The organism is Aestuariispira insulae, assembly GCF_003385955.1.
Classification (GTDB): Bacteria; Pseudomonadota; Alphaproteobacteria; order UBA8366; family Aestuariispiraceae; genus Aestuariispira; species Aestuariispira insulae.
On the sequence record NZ_QRDW01000002.1, the window covers coordinates 274,103 to 294,308 of the forward strand.

The 20,206-nt window shown below is 56.5% G+C and carries 17 protein-coding genes; 10 read left to right on the forward strand and 7 right to left on the reverse strand.

The window, feature by feature from the left end; all coding sequences use genetic code 11:
• Window positions 1-2: 2 nt before the first annotated feature.
• Genes asnB through DFP90_RS07305 form a run of 4 tightly spaced genes read right to left on the reverse strand, consistent with a single transcriptional unit; the run spans window position 3 to window position 4,510 of the window.
• On the reverse strand, window positions 3-1,766 hold the full coding sequence (gene asnB, locus DFP90_RS07290) for an asparagine synthase (glutamine-hydrolyzing) (RefSeq protein WP_115935803.1): 1,764 nt from the start codon (window positions 1,764-1,766) through the stop codon (window positions 3-5).
• A gap of 1 nt (window position 1,767) precedes the next feature.
• Window positions 1,768-2,793: a glycosyltransferase gene (locus DFP90_RS07295; protein WP_115935804.1), complete on the reverse strand. Its 1,026-nt coding sequence runs from the start codon at window positions 2,791-2,793 to the stop codon at window positions 1,768-1,770.
• On the reverse strand, window positions 2,790-3,542 hold the full coding sequence (locus DFP90_RS07300; RefSeq protein ID WP_115935805.1) for a glycosyltransferase family 2 protein: 753 nt from the start codon (window positions 3,540-3,542) through the stop codon (window positions 2,790-2,792). The genes DFP90_RS07295 and DFP90_RS07300 overlap by 4 nt, the downstream gene beginning before the upstream one ends.
• On the reverse strand, window positions 3,539-4,510 hold the full coding sequence (locus tag DFP90_RS07305) for a glycosyltransferase family 9 protein (protein WP_115935806.1): 972 nt from the start codon (window positions 4,508-4,510) through the stop codon (window positions 3,539-3,541). The genes DFP90_RS07300 and DFP90_RS07305 overlap by 4 nt, the downstream gene beginning before the upstream one ends.
• A 134-nt stretch (window positions 4,511-4,644) precedes the next feature.
• Here DFP90_RS07305 and ygfZ point away from each other — a divergent pair, with 134 nt between their 5' ends.
• The 3 genes from ygfZ (at window position 4,645) to DFP90_RS07320 (ending at window position 9,164) form a co-directional block, all read left to right on the forward strand.
• The gene (gene ygfZ / locus DFP90_RS07310) at window positions 4,645-5,556 is read left to right on the forward strand and encodes a CAF17-like 4Fe-4S cluster assembly/insertion protein YgfZ (RefSeq protein ID WP_181905236.1); all 912 of its coding nucleotides are present in this window, start codon (window positions 4,645-4,647) and stop codon (window positions 5,554-5,556) included.
• A gap of 219 nt (window positions 5,557-5,775) precedes the next feature.
• Entirely contained in the window at window positions 5,776-7,842 is a 2,067-nt protein-coding gene (locus DFP90_RS07315) for an adenylate/guanylate cyclase domain-containing protein (RefSeq protein WP_147300967.1), read from the forward strand.
• A 155-nt stretch (window positions 7,843-7,997) separates the two neighbouring features.
• The gene (locus DFP90_RS07320) at window positions 7,998-9,164 is read left to right on the forward strand and encodes an acetyl-CoA acetyltransferase (RefSeq protein ID WP_115935809.1); all 1,167 of its coding nucleotides are present in this window, start codon (window positions 7,998-8,000) and stop codon (window positions 9,162-9,164) included.
• A gap of 79 nt (window positions 9,165-9,243) precedes the next feature.
• On the opposite strand, the gene DFP90_RS07325 is transcribed toward DFP90_RS07320, so the two are convergent.
• On the reverse strand, window positions 9,244-12,450 hold the full coding sequence (locus tag DFP90_RS07325; protein ID WP_115935810.1) for a response regulator: 3,207 nt from the start codon (window positions 12,448-12,450) through the stop codon (window positions 9,244-9,246).
• A 170-nt stretch (window positions 12,451-12,620) separates the two neighbouring features.
• A complete protein-coding gene (locus DFP90_RS07330) occupies window positions 12,621-13,268 on the reverse strand; it encodes a type 2 periplasmic-binding domain-containing protein (protein WP_115935811.1) in 648 nt (215 codons plus the stop codon).
• Window positions 13,269-13,528: 260 nt separating this feature from the next.
• On the opposite strand from DFP90_RS07330, the gene DFP90_RS07335 reads away from it, so the two are divergent.
• The 4 genes from DFP90_RS07335 to DFP90_RS07350 all read left to right on the forward strand — a co-directional run bounded on the left by DFP90_RS07335 (window position 13,529) and on the right by DFP90_RS07350 (window position 16,172).
• Window positions 13,529-14,215 (forward strand): tetratricopeptide repeat protein, encoded by a 687-nt coding sequence (locus tag DFP90_RS07335; protein WP_115935812.1) that lies wholly within the window; start codon window positions 13,529-13,531, stop codon window positions 14,213-14,215.
• 252 nt (window positions 14,216-14,467) lie between these two features.
• Window positions 14,468-15,157, forward strand: a complete 690-nt coding sequence (locus tag DFP90_RS07340; protein ID WP_115936095.1) for a corrinoid protein — start codon at window positions 14,468-14,470, stop codon at window positions 15,155-15,157.
• Window positions 15,158-15,185: 28 nt separating this feature from the next.
• Complete coding sequence (locus DFP90_RS07345) at window positions 15,186-15,839, forward strand: DUF1638 domain-containing protein (RefSeq protein ID WP_115935813.1); 654 nt, start codon at window positions 15,186-15,188, stop codon at window positions 15,837-15,839.
• Window positions 15,840-15,869: 30 nt separating this feature from the next.
• Window positions 15,870-16,172: a virulence factor gene (locus DFP90_RS07350; RefSeq protein ID WP_115935814.1), complete on the forward strand. Its 303-nt coding sequence runs from the start codon at window positions 15,870-15,872 to the stop codon at window positions 16,170-16,172.
• A gap of 63 nt (window positions 16,173-16,235) precedes the next feature.
• Here DFP90_RS07350 and DFP90_RS07355 read toward each other — a convergent pair whose 3' ends face one another.
• Entirely contained in the window at window positions 16,236-17,252 is a 1,017-nt protein-coding gene (locus DFP90_RS07355; RefSeq protein WP_115935815.1) for a ChaN family lipoprotein, read from the reverse strand.
• Between the two features lie 243 nt (window positions 17,253-17,495).
• Here DFP90_RS07355 and DFP90_RS07360 point away from each other — a divergent pair, with 243 nt between their 5' ends.
• From DFP90_RS07360 to DFP90_RS07370, 3 genes are all read left to right on the forward strand, one after another.
• A complete protein-coding gene (locus DFP90_RS07360) occupies window positions 17,496-18,236 on the forward strand; it encodes a corrinoid protein (protein ID WP_218044606.1) in 741 nt (246 codons plus the stop codon).
• Window positions 18,237-18,337: 101 nt separating this feature from the next.
• Complete coding sequence (locus DFP90_RS07365) at window positions 18,338-19,366, forward strand: ArsR/SmtB family transcription factor (protein ID WP_245956994.1); 1,029 nt, start codon at window positions 18,338-18,340, stop codon at window positions 19,364-19,366.
• Window positions 19,366-20,205 carry a methylenetetrahydrofolate reductase gene (locus DFP90_RS07370; protein ID WP_115935816.1) on the forward strand — a complete coding sequence of 280 codons (840 nt, stop codon included), beginning with the start codon at window positions 19,366-19,368 and terminating at the stop codon, window positions 20,203-20,205. The genes DFP90_RS07365 and DFP90_RS07370 overlap by 1 nt, the downstream gene beginning before the upstream one ends.
• Window position 20,206: the final 1 nt, after the last annotated feature.

Here is a 20,206-nt window from a genome sequence, read left to right on the forward strand (position 1 = left end):
GATTATTTTTCCTCCAATACCTCAAAAACAGTGCCATGGCCTGGCGTGCGGCGTTCAATGTTGGCCCGGTGCCATAAGGCGTAGAACAGAAGAGTCCAGGCGGCGAAACCCTCGCGCTTGCCATTGGCATTGAATAGCGCAACCACCCGATCCGGATCGGCAATTTCCTGGATACAGTCACGATTGGCAACCAGGGGACCCAGTTTCTCCGAGCGGGAGCGAATCCATTCGCCCACCGGCACGGTAAAACCGCGTTTCTTGGTGAAGGGCTGGGCCTCGGGCATGACTTTTTCCAGCCATTTCCGCAAAACCCATTTGCCAAGCCGCTTATTGATCTTCAGATCATCAGGCAGGCGGAAGGCGGCATTGGCAACCTCCCGGTCCAGGAAGGGCGTGCGCCCCTCCAAGCCATGGGCCATGAGACAGCGGTCCAACTTGGTCAAAAGATCGTTGGTCAGCCAGTCCTTGCAGTCGATCGCCTGGGCCGCCTGCAGGCGGCTGCGGCCCTGGCTGCTGGACAGCGCCTGCTGGCTGGAAATGCTGTCGCGCCAGGCATGATCGGAAGCGCGTAGGACATCAAGCCCGTCAAAGGTGCCGCGATGTCGGATATCGCGTCCGCCCAGCCACCAGGGGCGCAGCACGCTGCGATAGCGGCCATAACCGGCAAAAAGCTCGTCGCCGCCTTCACCGCTCAAGACCACTTTCAGCTCCTGGGCGGCTTCGCGCGCCAGCTTCCAGGTGGGCAGAATGGCATAATCGGCTGCCGGATCATCCATATGGGCGGTGATCTGCGGCAGACTCTCCCAGAAATCCGCCTCGCCAAAATCCACCTCATGATGGTCGGCGCCGACCTTTGCGGCGAGCGCCCTGGCATGGTCGCGCTCATCATGGACATTCGTGCCGGAAAAACCAGCGGTATAGGCAATGATGGGACGGTCATTCAGATCGGACATGACGGAAAGCAGGGCGGAGGAATCAATCCCGCCGGACAGAAACAGACCATAGGGCACGTCGGAGCGCTGATGGATGGCAACCGAATCCCGGATTGCCCGGTCCAGCCGGTCAATGGCATCCGCTTCCGACAGTTTTTCAGGGCTTCCAGACGGCAGGGCCGGCAGGTGGCGGCGATCGATGATGCGCCCGCCGCGGATCACCAGCGTTTCGCCGGGCATGACCCGCTGTATGCCGTCATAAATGGTCTTTTCACCACAAGTGAATTGCATCTGCAGCAATTCCTGGCGGCGGCGTTCCAGGATCTCGGTGCCTGCCAGGCCGGCTGCGACCAGGGCCTGTGCTTCCGACGCAAAAGCCAGATAGTCTGCGGTTTCAGTGTAATAAAGCGGTTTGATGCCAAAAGGGTCCCGGGACAGAATCAGCAGGCCTTCAGCAGGATCATGCAGGGCCAGGGAATACATCCCGCGCAGGCGTTGCGCGAAATCGAACCCTTCCTCGCGATAGAGATAGAGGGGCGTTTCGCAATCCGACTGAGTCTGGAACGGGTGATCCTTTAATTCTTCCCGTAATTCCAGATAGTTGTAGATTTCACCATTGCCGACCAGTGCCAGGCCGCTTGGATCATAGAGCGGTTGATCCCCCGTTTTCAGATCGATAATGGCCAGGCGTGTTTGAACCAAGCCCACAGTCGCGGCAATATGTTTGCCCATGCCATCGGGGCCGCGATGGGCCAGCGCATCGGCCAGCCGGTCCAGGATGGCGACATCGGGCGAGCTGCCGTTGCGCATCATGATGCCTGCAATTCCGCACATGTCAGCCGGTCACCTTTTCAAAAAAATCCAGATAATCTTGCACAACCTTCGCTTCCGTGAACTTGTCCTGATAGCTTTCCGCGCCGCCGGTGGCAAGTTCCACTCGGGCAGCCGGATGATCGATCAGGTTGCGGATATTGGCGGCCATCGGCGCAGCCCGGTCTACGGGGCTTAGCAATCCATTGACCCCATGCCGGATATTCTGGCCGGGTCCCTGCGAATTGGCGGCAACCACCGGCACCCCTTGAGCCCAGGCCTCGATCACCATATTGCCCAGCGGCTCATGCCGCGAGGTGCAGAGGAAAATATCCGCAGCCCCGAAAAGTGCCGGTACATCATCCCGCCAGCCCAGAAAACGAACCCGGTCGGTCACGCCCAGGCGTTCGGCCAGTGCGATCAGCTCGTCGCGTTTCGGACCTTCGCCGGCGATCCAGTAATAGGCGTCTTTCACTTCGGCCAGCACTTCAAGCCCCAGATCAAAGGCCTTATTTTCATGCAGACGCCCCAGCCCCAGCAGCAAGGGGGCGTCTTCCGGCGTATCCAGCGCCGCACGGTCTTGCGGCGGCATGCGGGTATTGTCGACAAAGTTCGGTAGATGCCAAACGTTATCCTTTGGCCAGCCCTCCCGGATCAGATAGTCACAGATATCCTGGGTATTGCCGATCAGATGTTTGCAGGTCCTGTAGTATTTCAAGTCATAATAGCCGCCCAGGCGCGCCACGTTGACATGATAGCCCTTTGGCACAAATCGGGCCGCACGGCTCATCCAACCCAGGACCAGGTCCGGCTGGTAATCCCGGATGACCTGTTTCAGTTTCCAGCCGGTGGCAAAATCAAGCCGTCCGCCAAACCGCATCTCGGTAAAGGGAACGCCACTTTCTGTCAGAATCTCTGCGCGCATGCGATGGGTTCGGATCACGGCTTTCTGATCCAGGCCCGCGCGATGCAACGCCGGGACCAGGCGCATGAAAAAACCTTCTGCACCGCCCATGGCGGATCCGGCCATCATCTGGAGGACACGGGTCATTCATCCTCCAACTGAGCTTTGAGATAGGACAGGATTGGATAAAGTGCGGCCATCAACGCGATCAGGAACCCGTATTTACCTTCCCGATATCCCTTCCGGCTGACATAGCATTTGAAAAAACGCGAGAACATGCGGCGGATATTGCGGGCATAACCGATACCGTCGGGATTTTCCCGCAGATCACGCGCCTTGGCGGTGGAATAGCTATCCAGGCGTTTCAGCATGTCGGTGATATTGCGGTCGACATAATGATCTATTCGGCCGCTGAGCATCCGTTTCGGTCCCTTGAGGGTCAGGGCCGGATGAATACGCTGGTCCCCCCAGCGTTTGGCGCCGCGGGCGCTCAGCCTCGGAGCGGCGCTGACCCCCCAGGAGGCCCCCCAGCCATAGCGGACCCGGTGGTCCCCGATATAATTGTCAAACGGTACCAGGAAATAACCATCATCATATTTGTTGATTGTGGTGCGTATTTCATCGGCCAGGGCGTCTGTCACCCGCTCGTCGGCATCCAGTTCCAAAATCCAGTCGCCACTGCTTGCATCCAGGCCGGTGTTGCGGCGATGGCCTTCGATTGGCCAGGAGCCTTCTATCGTGATGGCGCCAAATCGCTCGGCGATTTCTTTGCTGCCATCGGTGCATTTGTCCAGAACCACGACCAGCTCGTCTGCAAAGCGCAAGGTTTCCAGGCAGGCAGCCAGCTGCTTTTCTTCGTTATGGGCGACAACCAGGGCGGATAATTTCTTGCTCATGCCAGTCCTGCTTTTCCTTCCGGGGCATTCATCAGGGCGATCGCGGCGTCGGCCACCGTCTCAACAGAAAGCGAGGTCATCATGGTTTCGGCATTCCGGTGGTCATAGCCGGGGCCGCCGACCAGTTCCTCATAAGCTTCCGGCGTGCGGACAAAGGCGCAATGGGGACCCCAGGGGGCATAATGCTCTGTCCGGGACGGGCCGAACAGCCCGAGGGTCGGCACGCCCACAGCGGCGGCCATGTGCATCAGGCCGGAATCGTTGCCCACATAAAGGGCGGCTTTTTCCATGCAGGCCGCGGCCGTCAGCAGATCGATCTTGCCGACCAGGTCGATCCGCCGGTCTTTTGGAATGGCGCGCAAAACCGGATTGGCCTGCAGGCGTTCGTTCGGTGCGCCAAAAACGGCCACATGCGCGCCGGAAAGCGGGCCGTCATCCCCGGTCAGGCGGGTGATCAGGTCGGCAAATTTCTCGGCCGGCCAGATTTTTCCGGCCCAATTTGCGGTCGGGCCAACGGCCAGGACCGGCTTGTCCGCAGGCATGAGTTTTTCCGCCAGCTCCAGATGCGGCCGGTTGAACCACAGCACCGGCGCAGGCGGGGTTTCTTTCAGGCCAAGGGTGCTGGCCAGCAGTTCCACCCGGTGCAGGGGGCCGTGATCCTTTGGCTGGATCGCGCGCCTGCCCGCCGGAAGCAGATAAGAGATGGCCGACCGGCGCAGATCCACGACCAGATCCCATCTTGTCATGACCGTCTGCCGCCAGAGGTCGAACCAATGCCGGGAATAGCGCCGCTTGCGCATGATGATGATCTTTTCCAGGCCCGGCAGGCCGCCGAACAAGGGGGCGGAAACCGGCCCGCAGGCTATGGTGAAGCGGGCATCCGGATGCCGGCCCTGCAAATGGGACAGCAGGCCGGTGGACAAGACAGCGTCCCCAATACGGTTGGATGAGATGAACAGGATGCGCATGGGCGGGAAACGGTTTCCTGGAACTTTTTGCTTGGCTTTGTTGGATATAGCCGCTCTGCCGGGTCTTGCCAACCACAGGCGCGATGCTTAACTCTGCTGGGATAAGAATAAAAAACACTATGATGGAGACAGGCATGTCAACGGGCCACTATGTCCGCCTTGACGGGCGCGGTATCATCACCGTTGCCGGCAAGGATCGTCTCGCGTTCCTTCAGGGGCTGGTCACCAATGATGTGGCGGCCTGTGGGGCGGACCATGCGATCTGGGCGGCGCTGCTGACACCGCAGGGAAAGTTTCTGCATGATTTTTTCATGACCGATCATGACGGCATATTCTGGCTGGATTGCGAAGCGGGTCGCCTGATGGATCTGGGGCAACGCCTGAGGCGTTATAAGTTGCGGGCCGAGATTGATTTGAATATCGGCCAGAATGTGGCGGCTTATGTATTGCCGGATGGGGATCCGGCCCTGTTTGGCCTGCCGGGGACTGCCGGTGCGGCAAAAACGATTCCCGGCGGTGTGATCTATGTAGATCCCAGGCTTGCCACTGTCGGTCTTCGGGCTGTTGGCGATCCGGTGAAACTTGAGCTGTTTTTCCGTGATTCAGGTTTGGAGCAAGGGGGCCTGGATCAATATGAGCGCGCACGCATTGGCTTGGGATTGCCCGATGGCAGCCGTGATATGTCGGTGGAAAAGGCAACCTTGCTGGAAAACGGTTTTGAGGAGCTTGGCGGGGTCGACTTCCAGAAGGGCTGTTACATGGGGCAGGAACTGACCGCCCGCATGAAATATCGTGGCTTGGTAAAAAAACGACTTCTCCCGTTTGAAGCGGAGGATGACCTGTTCGAAGAGGTTGATGTGATCATGGCGGATGGCCGGGAGATAGCGGAAATCCGTTCTCGTGCAGGCCGAAACGGCTTGGCGTTGGTGCGCTTGGACCGATGGCGTGAGGCCATGGCGTCGGGGAAGCAACTTGAGGCGGATAAGGTCGCGGTGCGCCTGATCCCACAGTCCTGGATGCGCCTGCCGGAAGAAAAACAGGACTGACCGGCTCAGACCCTTTTGAGCGTATCATTTTTCCCTTTTCGACAATATGTTGTAAAGAATTTGCCGTTAAGATGAGACCCGGCTGACAATGTCGGGGCCTGCTTTTGAATTTGCAAATTGCGGAATCCCCGTGCGTTGGAAGCGAATTCGTACTAGATAGATTAAGTAACTGTTTTGTTGAATCGAATTTGTGTCCTTCAACGAACGTGAGAGGCGGAATTGTCCAGCCGTTCGACCAATTATGAAGTTTACTACATGCAGGATGGCCGCTGGCACCTGCAGGCAAGCTATAATGGTGAAAAGCGGGAAGAGGCTGTGGAAGAGGCCAAGTCGCTTGAAAAAGAAGGGCATATGCAGGGGGCCTGCGTTGTGCGCGAGGCCTATAATTCGCACAGCAACGAATCGGTCGAGTCGGTCATCTACCATTCACCGCAGCTGAAATCCAAACCCAATGTAAGCAGTATTTCCGGTGGTGGCCCCGGCGGCAAAACGGTCAAAAATGCCCCGCCTGGTTCTGCTGCGGCCAACGCGGCCAAGGATGCTGCGGAAAAAGAGAAAAAGTTTCAGGCTGAACAGCGCGCCCAGATCGAAGCGGAGCGCGCCCAGAATGATCCGGCTTTGCGCCAGGTGCCAGATGGCACGGCAGATCCCTGCGTGCCGTCTCCGCCGTCCCAGCCGGATTATCAGGAAGTGCCCCAGGGCGTTGATGTGATCAAGCTGGCGATTTCCTTTTTCACCGCAAGCTTTGCAGCAACGCTGTTGACCGCGATTGTGTTCATGATTCTCCAGATGTTCGGCGGCAATATGATCGGACGCACCCTGGCCATGGGCATTTTGGCGGTGACCTTTGGCATGACCTTCCTAGCCTTTTTCCTGCCACGGCTGAAACGGATCATTCAGGAAGGGGCCGGGGTCAAACGGGTGAAACGCCGGATGGATATGCCGGGCATGCCGGATATTCCTGAAATACCGGGAGAGGCGCGGGAATATGTCAGCGTTTACCAACCGAACAAGGATGGCGACAGTGGTCTGAATATGGAAGGGCAGCCCGTACAAGCCGCGACGCCGGAAGAAAAAGTGGCTGCTGCCGTTATGGAAGAGGCGGGGATCAGCAGCGCCCAGTCTTCGGGCCAGACGGCGGCGAGTGCCGCCCCGGTTCCCAGCAACCCGTTTGCCAGCGCTGATGAAGTCAAATCGGTGGCGGATTTCGAAGATGTGCCCGACAGCATGAAGGGCCGGGATGACGGGCCGGTTACTGGCAAGGCCCCGTTGAACCGGGAACTAAAACGAATTGTCACAGAAGCGGAAAGCAAACTGGGCCATACGGTGCTCAATGACGCCTATGTCCGGTTTGGCATGATCCTGTTCCTGGCCGGCTTTGCCGAGCCGATGGCATTTTGCTGTCGTGTCTCCAAAGAAGAAGGCATGGAGGCGCTGGTCGAGAATGTGCAAAAGCTTGGCATCGACAATAGCCAGGCGCGCGGTTTCTGTTTGAATGTGGATGAATATCTGCTGGATGAGCGCTATTTCGGCATGTATGCCGCCGGTCGCCGGGCGGCCAATTGGCGCATTAATGACGAAGGGGCGGAAAGCGGCCTGATTGATGCGATGAAAGCCTGGCGTACACCGCCGCCGCCTGCGGAAAAGAAGCCGACAGACCATTCTGTCGTGCCCAGTGGCGGCCAGGCCAGAGAGGCCGGATCGGGCGAGGAAGAGCAGGCCGTGAACAAATTTGTGGCGGTCCTGTTTACGGATATTGTCGATTCTACCTCTCAGCAGCAGAGCAAGGGCGATGAATGGTTGATGAAGGTGGTGCGTGCCCATAATGAGATTGTCCGGGAATGCCTGCGGTTTCATAACGGCCGTGAAATCAAACATACCGGCGACGGAATTATGGCCTCATTCCCCGGCGTGGCGGAATCGGTCGAATCAGCGCTGGCCATGCAAAAAGGCTTTGCGCGCTTCCGGGCTGCGATGCCTGAATTGTCTTTTGGCGTGCGCGCCGGCATTAGTGCCGGCGAACCTATTCATGAGGACGGAGACATTTTTGGCACACCGGTCAATATGGCGGCTCGGGTGCTCAATCACGCGGGCGATGGCGAAATCGCGGTTTCCGGCATTGTCCGTGAAATGTGCCGGGGCAAAGGGTATGGCTTTGAATCGCTGGGCAATTTTGAATTAAAAGGCTTTGACGAACCCCAGCCGATTTACCGTGTCGCGTTGCCGGATACCATGGAAAAACAGCCGCCCGCCGCGGTGGATGTCGCAAATGCCTCACCGGAATAGGCCGTTCAAGAAAGCGGCGCTATCGATCTCTCTTCGATAAGTTTACGTTTACGTTAAGTTTACGTTGATTTCGTTTTGGTGCAGTGCAGCGCAATGCTATAAATCTGCCCAGAGAAACCTTCATGGATTTGAGATAGAATGCGGGAGAGAAGAATATGACCGCCTGTATGGTTGGCTGGGCACACAGCAAATTCGGCAAATTGGAAGAGGAAGATGTAGAGAGCCTGGTGATCCGGGTGGCGCGCGACGCCATCAAGGATGCGGGTGTTTCCCCGGAAGAGATCGATGCCATTTACCTGGGCTGGTATAATGGTGGCTTCTCCAAGCAGGATTTTGGTTCTTCCCTGGTGATTAATGGCATTGAAGGGCTTCGGTTCAAGCCATCGACCCGTGTTGAAAACGCCTGTGCCACCGGCTCTGCTGCCATGCATCAGGGCGCGAACTTCATTGAAGCGAAACAGGGCCGCTGCGTCCTGGTGGTCGGGGTCGAAAAGATGACAGCGACACCCGGGCCGGAAATCGGCGGTATTCTGCTGCAGGCATCTTATTTGAAAGAAGAAGGCGAGACCGAAGGCGGTTTTGCCGGTGTCTTTGGCCAGATCGCAGGCGGCTATTTTCAGAAATATGGCGATAAATCCGATGCATTGGCCCGGATTGCCGCGAAGAACCACAAAAATGGCTGCGACAATCCCTATGCGCAGATGCAAAAAGATCTGGGCTTTGAATTCTGCCGCGATATTTCCGAGAAAAACCCGATCGTCGCAGGCCCGCTGAAACGCACTGACTGTTCCTTGGTTTCCGATGGCGCGGCAGCCGCGGTTCTGACCGATGTTGAAACGGCGTTGGCCCATGAAAAGGCGGTTGTTATCCGTGGCCGCGCGCATCTCAACGATTTCCTGCCCATGAGCCGCCGCGACATGACCTTCCTGGATGGCTGTGCCAAGGCCTGGGAAAAAGCCCATGCCATGGCCGGTACAACGGTTGATGATCTGAGCTTCGTTGAGACCCATGACTGTTTCACCATTGCGGAACTGATGCAATATGAAGCCATGGGGCTCACGGAAAAGGGCGCAGGTGAAAAGGCGATTGCCGAAGGCTGGACCGAGCGGGATGGCAAATTGCCGGTAAACCCGTCAGGCGGGTTGAAATCCAAAGGCCATCCGATCGGGGCGACCGGCGTCTCCATGCATGTGTTGAGCGCCATGCAACTGCGCGGTGAGGCCGGTGGCATCCAGGTCAAGGATGCAAAGCTGGGCGGTGTCTACAATATGGGCGGTGCCGGCGTTGCCAATTACTGCACCATCCTGGAGGCGCTGCGCTGAGGCGTTTCAGGAATGTGATTATTTGATCACCAGGGCCGCCTTGATCAGGCGGCCTTGGTTTTTTTTGGAAGGGCAGGTTTCAGGCCTGTTCCAGATAATCCGACAAGGACTGGACGACTTCTTCGCGCATCGCCAGGAAGCGGGCGAGCGCTTCGTCAGCATCTTCCATCCGGTTATCCTTGCCGATCGTCTCCAGGACCAGGGCCTGTTCTTTGAGGCCGACCGCCCCCATCTGGGCGCAGACCGGCTTGATGGAATGAGCCGAGAAACGAAATGCTTTGGCGTCGCCGGATGCCAGTGCGGTTTCCAGTTCACCGGCGATGTTTTCCGAAAAGGTTATAAAGTCCCCCACCAGGCCATTCACTTCATCCCCGAAATATTGTCGCAGTTGGTCGATGGCGGAAAAATCCACCGGCGGTCCGTCATTTCCCACCGCTGCCGAGGCGTCCTTCGGCAGGGCGTGCGGATTGATCGGCTCGGCGGATTGGTGGCTGCCATCGTCCTTAACTGGATCCTTGTTGTCATCGGACAGCCATTGGGCCAGGGCTTTTTCCAAGTCCGAAATCTGGATTGGTTTGGGCAGATAGGCATCCATCCCGGCCGCCAGGCATTCCTCCCGGTCGCCCGCCATGGCATTGGCGGTGACCGCTATGATCGGTGTGCGTGAGAGACCTTGTTCCTTTTCATATTGCCGTATTGCACGGGTGGCTTCAAAACCATCCATCTCAGGCATCTGGCAATCCATCAGGATCAAATCGAACTGCCGCTTTCGAACCTCTTCAACAGCCTCAAGACCATTGCCGGCCGGTGTTATCAGGCAGGAAAACATTTTCAGCATATTGTTGGCAATCATCTGATTGATGGCATTGTCTTCTACCAACAGGATCTGTTTGCCGGAAAAGCTGGGGCGGATGGTGGCCGGACTGCAATGATGTTGCAGGTTATGCCGATTAAAAGGCCGGACCAGTTCCGGATTATCCTTGTTGGTCCAAATTGCTGAGAGCAGGTCGGCGATTTCTCCGGGGAAGATCGGTTTGACCAGATAGCCCTTGAAGCCGATTTCGGCCAGGCGCTTGCCGTCCCCCTTGCGCGGTGCGGATGTCAAGAGCACCATCTGCGGGCAGTTTTCAACATAATCCCTGGCAATGATTGCGCCCATTTCCTCACCTGACATGCCGGGCATGTTATGGTCACTGAGCAGCAGGTCATAGGGCTCATTTTGCGCCGCGGCTTTTTTCATCAGATCCAGCGCCACTTCGGGACCATCGGCGCTGTCTGTGTTGATTGCCAGTTTGGCAAGCTGTTCATTCAGGATATCACGTGAGACTTCGTTATCATCGACCACCAAAGCCTTTAGGCCCATCAAGCTTTCCAGAGACGCTTCTTCAAGCGGATAAGGGGCGCTGGAAAGCAGAAGCTCGATTGCAAGGGTAAAGCGGGATCCCTGGCCCGGTGTGCTTTCTACCTTAATCTCGCCTTTCATCATGCTGGCCAGGTTTTGGCAGATGGCCAGGCCAAGCCCGGTACCGCCAAACTTGCGCGTGGTCGAGCTGTCAGCCTGGCTGAATTTGGTGAATATCTGATCCCGCTTATCTTCCGGGATGCCGATACCGGTATCTTCCACATGAAATTCAATCCGGGCGGTTTCCGTATTTTGATCCGGCACATCGATTTTGAGAAGAATATGCCCGGTCTCGGTGAATTTGATCGCATTGCCCAGCAGGTTGAGCAGGATCTGGCGGATGCGGCTGGGATCACCGATCACATAACGCGGCAGGTCTGAGGGAGCCCGCATCAGCAGGTCCAGATTTTTCTCATGCACCTTGGGGACCAGAAGATGGGTCGTGCTTTCCAAAAGCTTGTTCAAATCAAACGGGATTTCCTCAAGTTCAAATCGCCCCGCCTCAATTTTGGAAAAATCCAGGATGTCATTGATCAGGTCCAGCAGGGCTTCGGCCGATTCCATGGTGATCCTGGCAAAGTCCCGTTGTTTGTCGCTCAAATCCGTATCGAGCAACAGGCCGGTTGTGCCGATGATCCCATTCATTGGCGTGCGGATTTCATGGCTCATGCTGGCCAGGAAATCGGATTTCGCCTGACTGGCGGCTTTTGCCTGTACTGCAGCTTCGTCCAGTTCTTTATTTTTGCGTTCCAGGGATTGATAGGCCTGATCCAGCTGTTCGGTCCGGTCCATGACTTTCTGGTTCAGGTTTTCATTCAGATCTTTCAGGCTTCGAGCCATGTCGTTAAAGGATTCGGACAGGACCTTCGCTTCATGCCATCCTTTCGAGATCGGTTTTTGGTTAAAATTACCCGCCTTCAACCGCAACACATTTTCGCGTAACTGGTCGATCGGCAAGGCGATATATTGCGAAATCAGGATACCGAGGAGGATGGCAATCCCGGCGGTGACCATGGTGGCGATGGTCAATAACTGGTTTGCATCCGCAATATTCTGGTTCACTTCCTCTTCGTTGATTTTTGCAACCAAACCCCAGTCCAGTTCCGGGATATAGCGGGTCGCGGCTAAAACCGGCCTTTCCACATAATCCGGCGCATCATGCATGATGATCTCACGCCCCAGCATCGCCTGGGTGATCGGCACATCCAGCCGGTCGCTGGCGACGCGGCGGATGAAGGCGGCGTTGGGGTCATATTTAAGCGGCACGGCAAAAAGCGCGTCGTCATTTTCCGCGCGGACCGCAAACAGCCATTCCCCGGTCTCACCCAGACCCGCTCGGTCGGCAACCATATCAAGGAGGAATTGTGCACTGAACCGGGCCAGCAGATGACCAACCAACCTTCCGTCCAGCATCAATGGTGTCAGACTGTCCAGATGCAGTCCATGCTCTCTTGTCAGTCGGATGGTGGATCTTTTAGCATCGAACTGGCCGTCATTTACATAGGCTGGCACTTTGCCGACGCTCACAATGAATTCTCCATCCGGAGAGAAGATGCTAATTGATTCTACCTTGGCGGCGCTCTTGAAGGTGTCGGTCAGAATGCGGGTGATGCGCATTCGGCTCGGGGCGTCGCCGGTTGTGACATATTTGTCGAGACTGATCCGCAATTGTGTGCGGCTCGTGATCAGGGCCGTATTGTCCTGGACTCGCTCAATGGCACCCTGGATGCGGCGTTTGGCGATTTGGGAGAGGGCGGACAGGCGGTCTTCGATTTGGGTGCGCTGTTGTTCCGCGATATGGGATTGCAGATATTGAAATCCCAACAGCATGGGGATGCCGGACAGGGCCAGGAATGACGCGACCAGAAGATGTTTCAGTTTCATGGTTTGACTGTAACCTGGCTTTCTTTCCCGGTATTGCCCTGGATGCCGGGGTCAATTGCTTGTTCGGGCATGGATATTCCGACGCCGCCGCTTGCCGATATCATAGGTCAGACAAGATTAACCAGCTGTTAAAAATTGGGGGTAATCTCTATTTTAAGTGGTCGCCGTAGTTACTTTAAGCGTTTTTCCACCGTGGTTTGCATGGCGGATTCCAGCGCCATTTCATAGCGGCCCTCACGGTGATAGCGCTCGATGAGTTCACCCAGCCGCAATGCGATATCCCTATGGCGGCGGTTGAGGTAATGAAACAGGGGTTTTTCATAAACCGGGGCACCGACGGCATGGATGCCGCTATCCGGGAAATGCATCTGGATCTGAAGCTGTCCGCCCAGCTCCTCCGCCAGAACGATCTGGATCTTGTCTTTTTCAAGGTTGGTGAACAGGGATATCAGGTTATTGGCAAAGCGCTGTTGATAACCTTCTGTTATCTGTTCGTGAATGAGAATGCCACGGACAACGCCAATATTCAGATCGGCGACATCTTTCAGGCTGTTAATCTTCCTGGTTTCCTGAATGGTGAATAATCGTCCCCGGATGAAAATCAGCGGGGACTGGACCGCGATTAGGTTAGGATATTCTTCCGCCACTTCCTTGATTCGGATGGTTTCGCCGTCGAGCATATTCTGGCCGGCCATCACCAGGGAACGACGGGCAGGGAAATCGCGGAAGACAACAGGAATGCCTAATTCCCGATAAAAACTCGCCAACAGGTTGGACGCGGTCATCGAAGAGGCGTCATTGGCGATCCGACCGATCATCAGCGGCGATGCAGGGGGGGCCTTTTTCTTCCGCCTGCGCGAAGAAGGACGCCAATAGCATGATTAAAGCGCATAATAATCCAAGAGAGCGGGTGGAAATCCGGATTTTTGCTGTCTTATGCCGCATAGGGTCACCATTTATCGGTTTGATAGGCACCGGCAAAATATATAACACCGCAGCCAAAAGCCTGTGTGGCTAATGGCTCGACCTTTCATGAAATTTACCATATAGTTCCGCGAGTTAAGCGGAAAGCACAAAAATGGCAGTGACAAACGGCAAGACCGAGAATTGGTTGCGTGGATTGGGAATAGCGGCAGTGGCTGTATTTTTACTGCTGCCCTCTCCTCTTTTGGCGCAACAGGCCGATCAGCCTGTGGATGATTTCATTGCCGAACGCTATCGCAAAGAGGCGCATGCCGGCAATGTTAAAGCCCAGTTTACCCTGGGCTATCTGCATGAACGGGGCATGATTCGCCGGTCGGACGGCGTAGACAGTCGGGCGCTGGCCATTGATTGGTACCGGAAAGCGGCGACGGGCGGCTATGCCGCGGCCCAGTTCCGCCTGGGTACCCTCCTGATGGGCGGTGATGAAGCCGACCGGGCCGAAGCATTATCTTCTTTTCGGAAGGCGGCGGACCAGGGGCTGATGGAAGCGCAATATAACCTGTCGCTGTTGCTGGATCGAACCGGTGAATTGGAAGAGGCTGCGCGCTATATGGAAATGGCGGCACGACAGGGCATGGCGCGGGCCATGCGTCGCATGGGCATGCTGCATATGGAAGGGCGCGGTGTCGCACAGGATAACGTCATGGCCTGGGTCTGGCTGGTCCAGGCGGTGGGGCATGGTGACAATGAGGCGGTGAAGCTGGTGGGGGACCTGGATGCCAAACTGAGCGACACGGAACGCGAAAACGCAAAACTGCGGCTTGATGCTGAACAGCGCTAACCGACCGGTTAGAATTATAAGCCCTTGTTCCTAAACATTATTCTTGTCTTAGCGGAATCCTTACCTTTGAATGGTAATGTCGTGACCGGGAAAAACACTGTCGCAGTTGGTGGAGAGAGAACCGCCGTAGCACAGTATTTAACCCGGATACAGGCAAGACCCTTGGTCTGAATAGGAGCAGGGTCAGGTATCAAGACATTTCGTGCGCTTGCCCAAGAACAAGCCACCTCAACTGGGAATTGGATGAAGCCAATGGCTGACGAAGAAGATTTCGACCTCCGCGACTTGGACGATCAAGAGCTTGTCGAGCAGATGTGGGATGACCTTTATGACGGTCTGGCTGATGAGATCGTTGAAGGCACCAAAATCCTGCTGGAACGCGGCTGGGCACCTTATAAGGTCCTGACCGAAGCGCTGGTTGAAGGCATGCGCATCGTTGGTGTCGATTTCCGTGACGGCATCCTGTTCGTGCCGGAAGTGTTGATGTCCGCCAACTCCATGAAATCCGGCATGGCCATCCTGCGCCCGCTGCTCGCCGAATCCGGCGCGCCGCAGCAGGGTAAAATGGTGATCGGCACTGTGAAGGGCGACATTCACGACATCGGCAAAAACCTGGTTTCCATGATGATGGAAGGCGCTGGTTTCGAAGTGATCGACATCGGCATCAACCAGTCCGTGGAAGAATATCTGGCCGCTCTGGAAGAGCATAAGCCGGACATCCTGGGCATGTCCGCCCTGCTGACCACCACCATGCCTTACATGAAGGTTGTCATCGACACCATGAAAGAGCAGGGTATCCGCGATGACTATGTGGTCCTCGTTGGTGGTGCGCCGCTGAACGAAGAATTCGCCAACGAAGTTGGTGCTGACGCTTATTGCCGTGACGCGGCTGTTGCCGTTGAAATGGCAAAAGAATACATGGCGCGTCGCCATAACGCGTAAGCGCTGACCAAATTCTGAAGGATCGGCCATGACTGCCGGTTTACAGGAATTCGAAGATCCGGGGACCTCTGAGTCCCCGGAATTTTTGCCGGAGACGGCAAAAACACTGGTGATCGCCTGTGGGGCGCTTGCCCGTGAGATCCTTGATGTGATCAAGCTGAATGGCTGGCAAAACCTGGCCATCACCTGCCTGCCCGCAAAACTCCACAACGCCCCCGACCAGATCACACCGCGCCTGCGGGAAAAGATCCGCGCCAACAAAGATCGCTATACGCGCATCTTGGTGGCCTATGCTGATTGCGGCACCGGCGGCCTGATCGACAAGATGATTGAAGAAGAGGGGGTTGAGCGGATCGGCGGGCCGCATTGTTATTCCTTCTATGCCGGGCAGCAGGATTTTGACGCGCTCGCCGAACAGGAGTTAGGCACCTTTTACCTCACCGACTATATGGTTCGGCATTTTGATTCGCTGATCATGGAGGGGATGGGGCTCAATAAATATCCGCAGATGCGCGAATTGATGTTCGGCAATTACAAGCGTCTGGTCTATCTGGCGCAGATGGAAGATCCGAAACTTGATGACCTTGCAGAGCAGGCGGCGGAAAAGCTGCAGCTTTCCTACCGGAAGGTCTTTACAGGCTATGGTGAGCTGGCCACATTCATGGCCGCTGCCGCGAAATGAACAATCAGAACAGAACAAGGGTTAGATGAAATGGCACAGTTGATTGTGGTCTATTGGCGGGATATCCCGGCACAGGTGATCGTGAAAAAAGGCCGTCGCGACCAGGTGAAGGTTGTACTGGACGAGCGGTTTGAAAAAGCCATCGACCGCGCGGCCATGCGCGGCGACGCCCGAGGCACGGAAGATTATCTGGCCGAATGGAAAAAGGCCGATCCGGTCGAGGTCTCTGATGACCTGCAGGCGGAAGCGGACAAAAAGGCGGCTGAATTGGAAGCGGCCTATGATGATGAGCGCCTGAAGGTGCTGGTGGCCAATGGCGGTAATGAAGCCTGATTGCTCCGAACCATATCAAAGTGAATTGAAGCCCCGCCGATCCGGTGGGGCTTTTTCATTGCTTCATTGCGACGGGTCGGTTTTGCCCATCTTCTTCATCTGGCTTTTGAACTTCTCACACATATCCTCGCGCGCGACCCTGGGGGTGAACCAGAGATAATCGAATGGCGCGGTCTCAGATTTGAAGCGCCCAGCATAAGCGGCGGGGCTGTGCTCGCCCTCCTGAATCTCGATCATGGCGATGGTGAGTATGGTGCGGCCGGGTGCCTGGCGGCGAAGATGTTCGGGCACGCCATAATCAGCGCGCACATGACCGCTGCCGGCGATCAGGATGGCCCCATCCCCGCCATTGTCCCGGTCGGCCAGATTCATCACATGGGCCATATAGGCATCCTTGACGGTCTGGATCTCCACCATGGGGGAGACCATGCTCTCCGGCAGGTGGCCGCAATGGCTCTCAATAATCTCTTCTTTCTTTGCCGCCTGGACAGGGGCGGGAAGATTTCGAGCCATATCCAGATTGTTGTAGAGATCATCGCCAAGCGCGCTGGATGTGCCCTCGGTGTAGATCGCCTTGATTTGAGGGCGCGCCAGGCTGGCGGGCAGGATCCTGACATTTTGCGCCAGAGCGGCTTCGGCAATGGGCTGGTAAAGCGCCCAATCCGGCCAGCCGCTGCTTTGCCAGCTGATTGCCGGGCCAAGGCCGACGGCATCACCGGGACGGTCTTGCAGATGCTGAATAAGGTGGCCTTCCTGCGCCTCGTCGATCATTTCAAAGGCTACCGCCGCCTTGCGCCCGTCTTTCAGGGCCGCTGCCGTCAGGCGTGCCTGCAGCCGATGATGGTCGGGATTGTCATGGATTTCCCCTAGCAGGATGAAAACGGCGTCTCTCAGTTCCGATTCCAATGCGGTTTCACCGACGAAACTCTGATCCTCCACCCGCCAGATTTTCCCGGTCAAAGGGTGATCCAGGCCCAGCGTCGATTGCCATCCAGAAACGGTTTCTGCCGTTCCTACGGATGAATATCCTATGCCTGCCGCGAAAACGGCCATGGCAACCAAATTGGATGTTTGTGTCATTTCAACCCCTTCCTTTTCTTTCTGGCTTATTTAGCGGTTGCGCCGGGATTTGCCCATGGAAATACGGCCGAAGCCAGAAATAGGTTTGTCTCTTAAGAAAAACCAGGTCCGACGGTGACTGGCCGGAGTGGTGGAGACGCTTGGGTTAGGTGGGGAAAGCGACGTTCATTTAATCGAATGCGACTTTCTATATTCAAAATGCGTCAAAATGGATTTGACATAAATACATAAAGATATTTTTATATGATTGATTTTGCGTCGATGGGCGCGGTTTTGGTAAAGGGAATGCAGGCCATGGCCGAAGATGATGATTTTGATCTCAATGACCTGAATGATCAGGAGCTGACCGAACAGATTTGGGATGATCTTTATGACGGTCTTGCGGATGAAGTTGCGGAAGCCACCGAGATTTTCCTGAAACGCGGTTGGGAGCCCTATGACATTCTGACCAAGGGATTGGTTGAGGGCATGCGCATCGTCGGCATTGATTTCCGCGATGGTGTGCTCTTTGTGCCGGAAGTTCTGATGGCGGCCAATGCCATGAAGGCGGGTATGGCGATTCTGCGGCCGTTATTGATCGATTCTGGCGCGCCGCAATTGGGTAAGATCGTGATCGGCACAGTCAAAGGCGACATTCATGATATCGGCAAAAACTTGGTCGGCATGATGATGGAAGGGGCCGGGTTTGAGGTGATCGATCTTGGCATCAACACCGATGTTGAGGAATTCCTGGAAGCCATAGAAAAGCATAAACCGGATTTCATCGGCATGTCGGCGCTGCTGACCACGACCATGCCCTATATGAAGGTGGTGATCGACACCCTGGAAGAACAGGGGATCCGCCAGGATTATATCGTGCTGGTCGGCGGGGCGCCCCTGAATGAGGAATTTGCCATGGAAATCGGGGCGGATGCCTATTGCCGGGATGCGGCGGTGGCTGTGGAGACCGCCAAGGAATTGGTGGCGCGCAAGAACCGGGGCTGAGGCGTATTGTCCGGTCTGCGCCGCAATTTATCAAAAGCGACCGTTTGGCACTTTTTAGCGACAATTTCACTTGACATGCACATATAAAGATATTTTTATATATGCAGAAAACAGAGATCAACAAACGAGTGACGAAGATGGAAGAATTGTTGCAGGGCATGCGGGCGATTGCGGAGCCAACACGGATCAGGATCCTGGTCTTGTGCGCGCATTCCGAATTGACCGTCTCCGAGCTGGTCCAGATTCTGGGCCAGAGCCAGCCGCGTGTCTCCCGTCACCTGCGTTTGATGGTGGAAGCCGGCGTGTTGCAGCGCCATCAGGAAGGCACCTGGGCCTGGTACCGGCTGGCCAATAAGCTGGCACCGATTGCGGGCGGGGGACGTGCCGCCAACCGGGTCGCCCAGATGGCCGCCGACCTGATCGACCTGATCCCGGAGGAAGACCCGGTGGTGTCCCGCGACCTGGAACGGCTGGAAGGCATTCGTCAGGAACGCGCCCGCATTGCAGAGGAATATTTCACCCGAAATGCTGAAGATTGGGGCCGCATCCGCGCGCTGCATGTGGATGAAGGTCAGGTGAATGACGCCGTACAGGCGGCTTTTGCCAAGGCCCCGGTTCAGCGGCTGCTGGATATCGGTACCGGCACGGGCAGTGTGCTGCGCCTGTTGGGCGACCATATCCAGTCCGGCACCGGGGTTGATCAGTCTCCACAGATGCTCTCCATCGCGCGCTCGGCCCTTGATCGGGCTCAGCTGACCCATTGCCAGGTACGCCAGGCCGATATGTATCAGCTGCCTTATGATGCGGGTTCCTTTGATGCGGCTTGTTTGCATATGGTTCTTCATTATGCCGAGGAACCGGCGGTGGCGCTGCGCGAGGCGGCCCGTGTGCTGGAAGCGGGCGGGCGTCTGGTGGTGGTGGATTTTGCGCCCCATAACGTGGCCGAACTGCACAGTCGCCATGCCCATCGCTGGCCCGGTTTTTCCGATGACCAGGTTGTCGGCTGGATGCTGGATGCCGGACTGGAAAATCCGGAGATCAAACATATGGAAGGTGGCCCGCTGACCGTGACCCTGTGGGAAGCCACCCAATCCGTTGAAGCACGCAATGCCAAAAAAGGGGCTATCTGATGTCCGAGTTGAATATCAGTTTCGAGATTTTTCCGCCGCATCTGGTGGATGCGGATGATGCCCTGGTGCGGGATGCGGGCATTTTGCAAGGCTATGACCCGGCTTTCATCTCTGTCACCTATGGGGCGGGCGGTTCCAAACGTGACCGGTCGGAACGGATCGTGGATAAGCTTCTGGACCGCAACCATCCCAATCTAGCGGCCCATCTGACTGCCGCTGGCCACAGCCGGGAAAGCGTGTGTGAGCTGTTGTCCGGCTGGTGGGACAAAGGCCTGCGCCATATCGTGGCGATTCGTGGTGATGCCGCCGGCGATGATGATATTGCCTGCGCGGCGGAGCTGACCGAAATCATCCGTGATGTGGCGGATTTCGAGGTTTCTGTCTCGGCCTATCCTGAGCGCCATCCGAAATCGGTTAGCTGGGATGCGGAGCTGGACCATCTGAAACGCAAGTTTGAGGCCGGTGCAACCCGTGCCATCACCCAGTATTTCTTCGATCCTGACCTGTTCCTGCGCTATCGCGACCGCGTTGCCGCGGCCGGGATCACGGCACCGATCGTGCCGGGCATCCTGCCGGTGCGATCCATCGAACAGGTCAAGCGTTTCTCCAAAGCCTGCGGGGCAAGCGTGCCGCAATGGCTGGAGGATCGGTTCACGGGGCTGGACCAATGTCCGGACGCCGTGACCCCGGTTGCTGTCGCAACCATTGTTGAGCTGGTCAGCAATCTACGCCGGGAAGGCGTCGAGGATTTCCATCTCTATACTTTGAATCGTGTGCCGGAAGCCGTGGCAGTCTGCCACAGCCTCGGTATCACACCCAATCGGAAGGAGGCCGCATAAC

Excerpts from the sequence above, each read along its gene's own strand:
- asnB (WP_115935803.1), bottom strand. The coding sequence starts at position 1,766 with ATGTGCGGAATTGCAGGCATCATGATGCGCAACGGCAGCTCGCCCGAT.
- DFP90_RS07350 (WP_115935814.1), top strand. The coding sequence starts at position 15,870 with ATGGCACAGTTGATTGTGGTCTATTGGCGGGATATCCCGGCACAGGTG.
- DFP90_RS07335 (WP_115935812.1), top strand. The coding sequence starts at position 13,529 with ATGGCAGTGACAAACGGCAAGACCGAGAATTGGTTGCGTGGATTGGGA.
- DFP90_RS07305 (WP_115935806.1), bottom strand. The coding sequence starts at position 4,510 with ATGCGCATCCTGTTCATCTCATCCAACCGTATTGGGGACGCTGTCTTG.
- DFP90_RS07340 (WP_115936095.1), top strand. The coding sequence starts at position 14,468 with ATGGCTGACGAAGAAGATTTCGACCTCCGCGACTTGGACGATCAAGAG.
- DFP90_RS07355 (WP_115935815.1), bottom strand. The coding sequence starts at position 17,252 with ATGACACAAACATCCAATTTGGTTGCCATGGCCGTTTTCGCGGCAGGC.
- DFP90_RS07325 (WP_115935810.1), bottom strand. The coding sequence starts at position 12,450 with ATGAAACTGAAACATCTTCTGGTCGCGTCATTCCTGGCCCTGTCCGGC.
- ygfZ (WP_181905236.1), top strand. The coding sequence starts at position 4,645 with ATGTCAACGGGCCACTATGTCCGCCTTGACGGGCGCGGTATCATCACC.
- DFP90_RS07370 (WP_115935816.1), top strand. The coding sequence starts at position 19,366 with ATGTCCGAGTTGAATATCAGTTTCGAGATTTTTCCGCCGCATCTGGTG.
- DFP90_RS07345 (WP_115935813.1), top strand. The coding sequence starts at position 15,186 with ATGACTGCCGGTTTACAGGAATTCGAAGATCCGGGGACCTCTGAGTCC.
- DFP90_RS07320 (WP_115935809.1), top strand. The coding sequence starts at position 7,998 with ATGACCGCCTGTATGGTTGGCTGGGCACACAGCAAATTCGGCAAATTG.
- DFP90_RS07330 (WP_115935811.1), bottom strand. The coding sequence starts at position 13,268 with ATGATCGGTCGGATCGCCAATGACGCCTCTTCGATGACCGCGTCCAAC.
- DFP90_RS07360 (WP_218044606.1), top strand. The coding sequence starts at position 17,496 with ATGATTGATTTTGCGTCGATGGGCGCGGTTTTGGTAAAGGGAATGCAG.
- DFP90_RS07300 (WP_115935805.1), bottom strand. The coding sequence starts at position 3,542 with ATGAGCAAGAAATTATCCGCCCTGGTTGTCGCCCATAACGAAGAAAAG.
- DFP90_RS07365 (WP_245956994.1), top strand. The coding sequence starts at position 18,338 with ATGCAGAAAACAGAGATCAACAAACGAGTGACGAAGATGGAAGAATTG.
- DFP90_RS07295 (WP_115935804.1), bottom strand. The coding sequence starts at position 2,793 with ATGACCCGTGTCCTCCAGATGATGGCCGGATCCGCCATGGGCGGTGCA.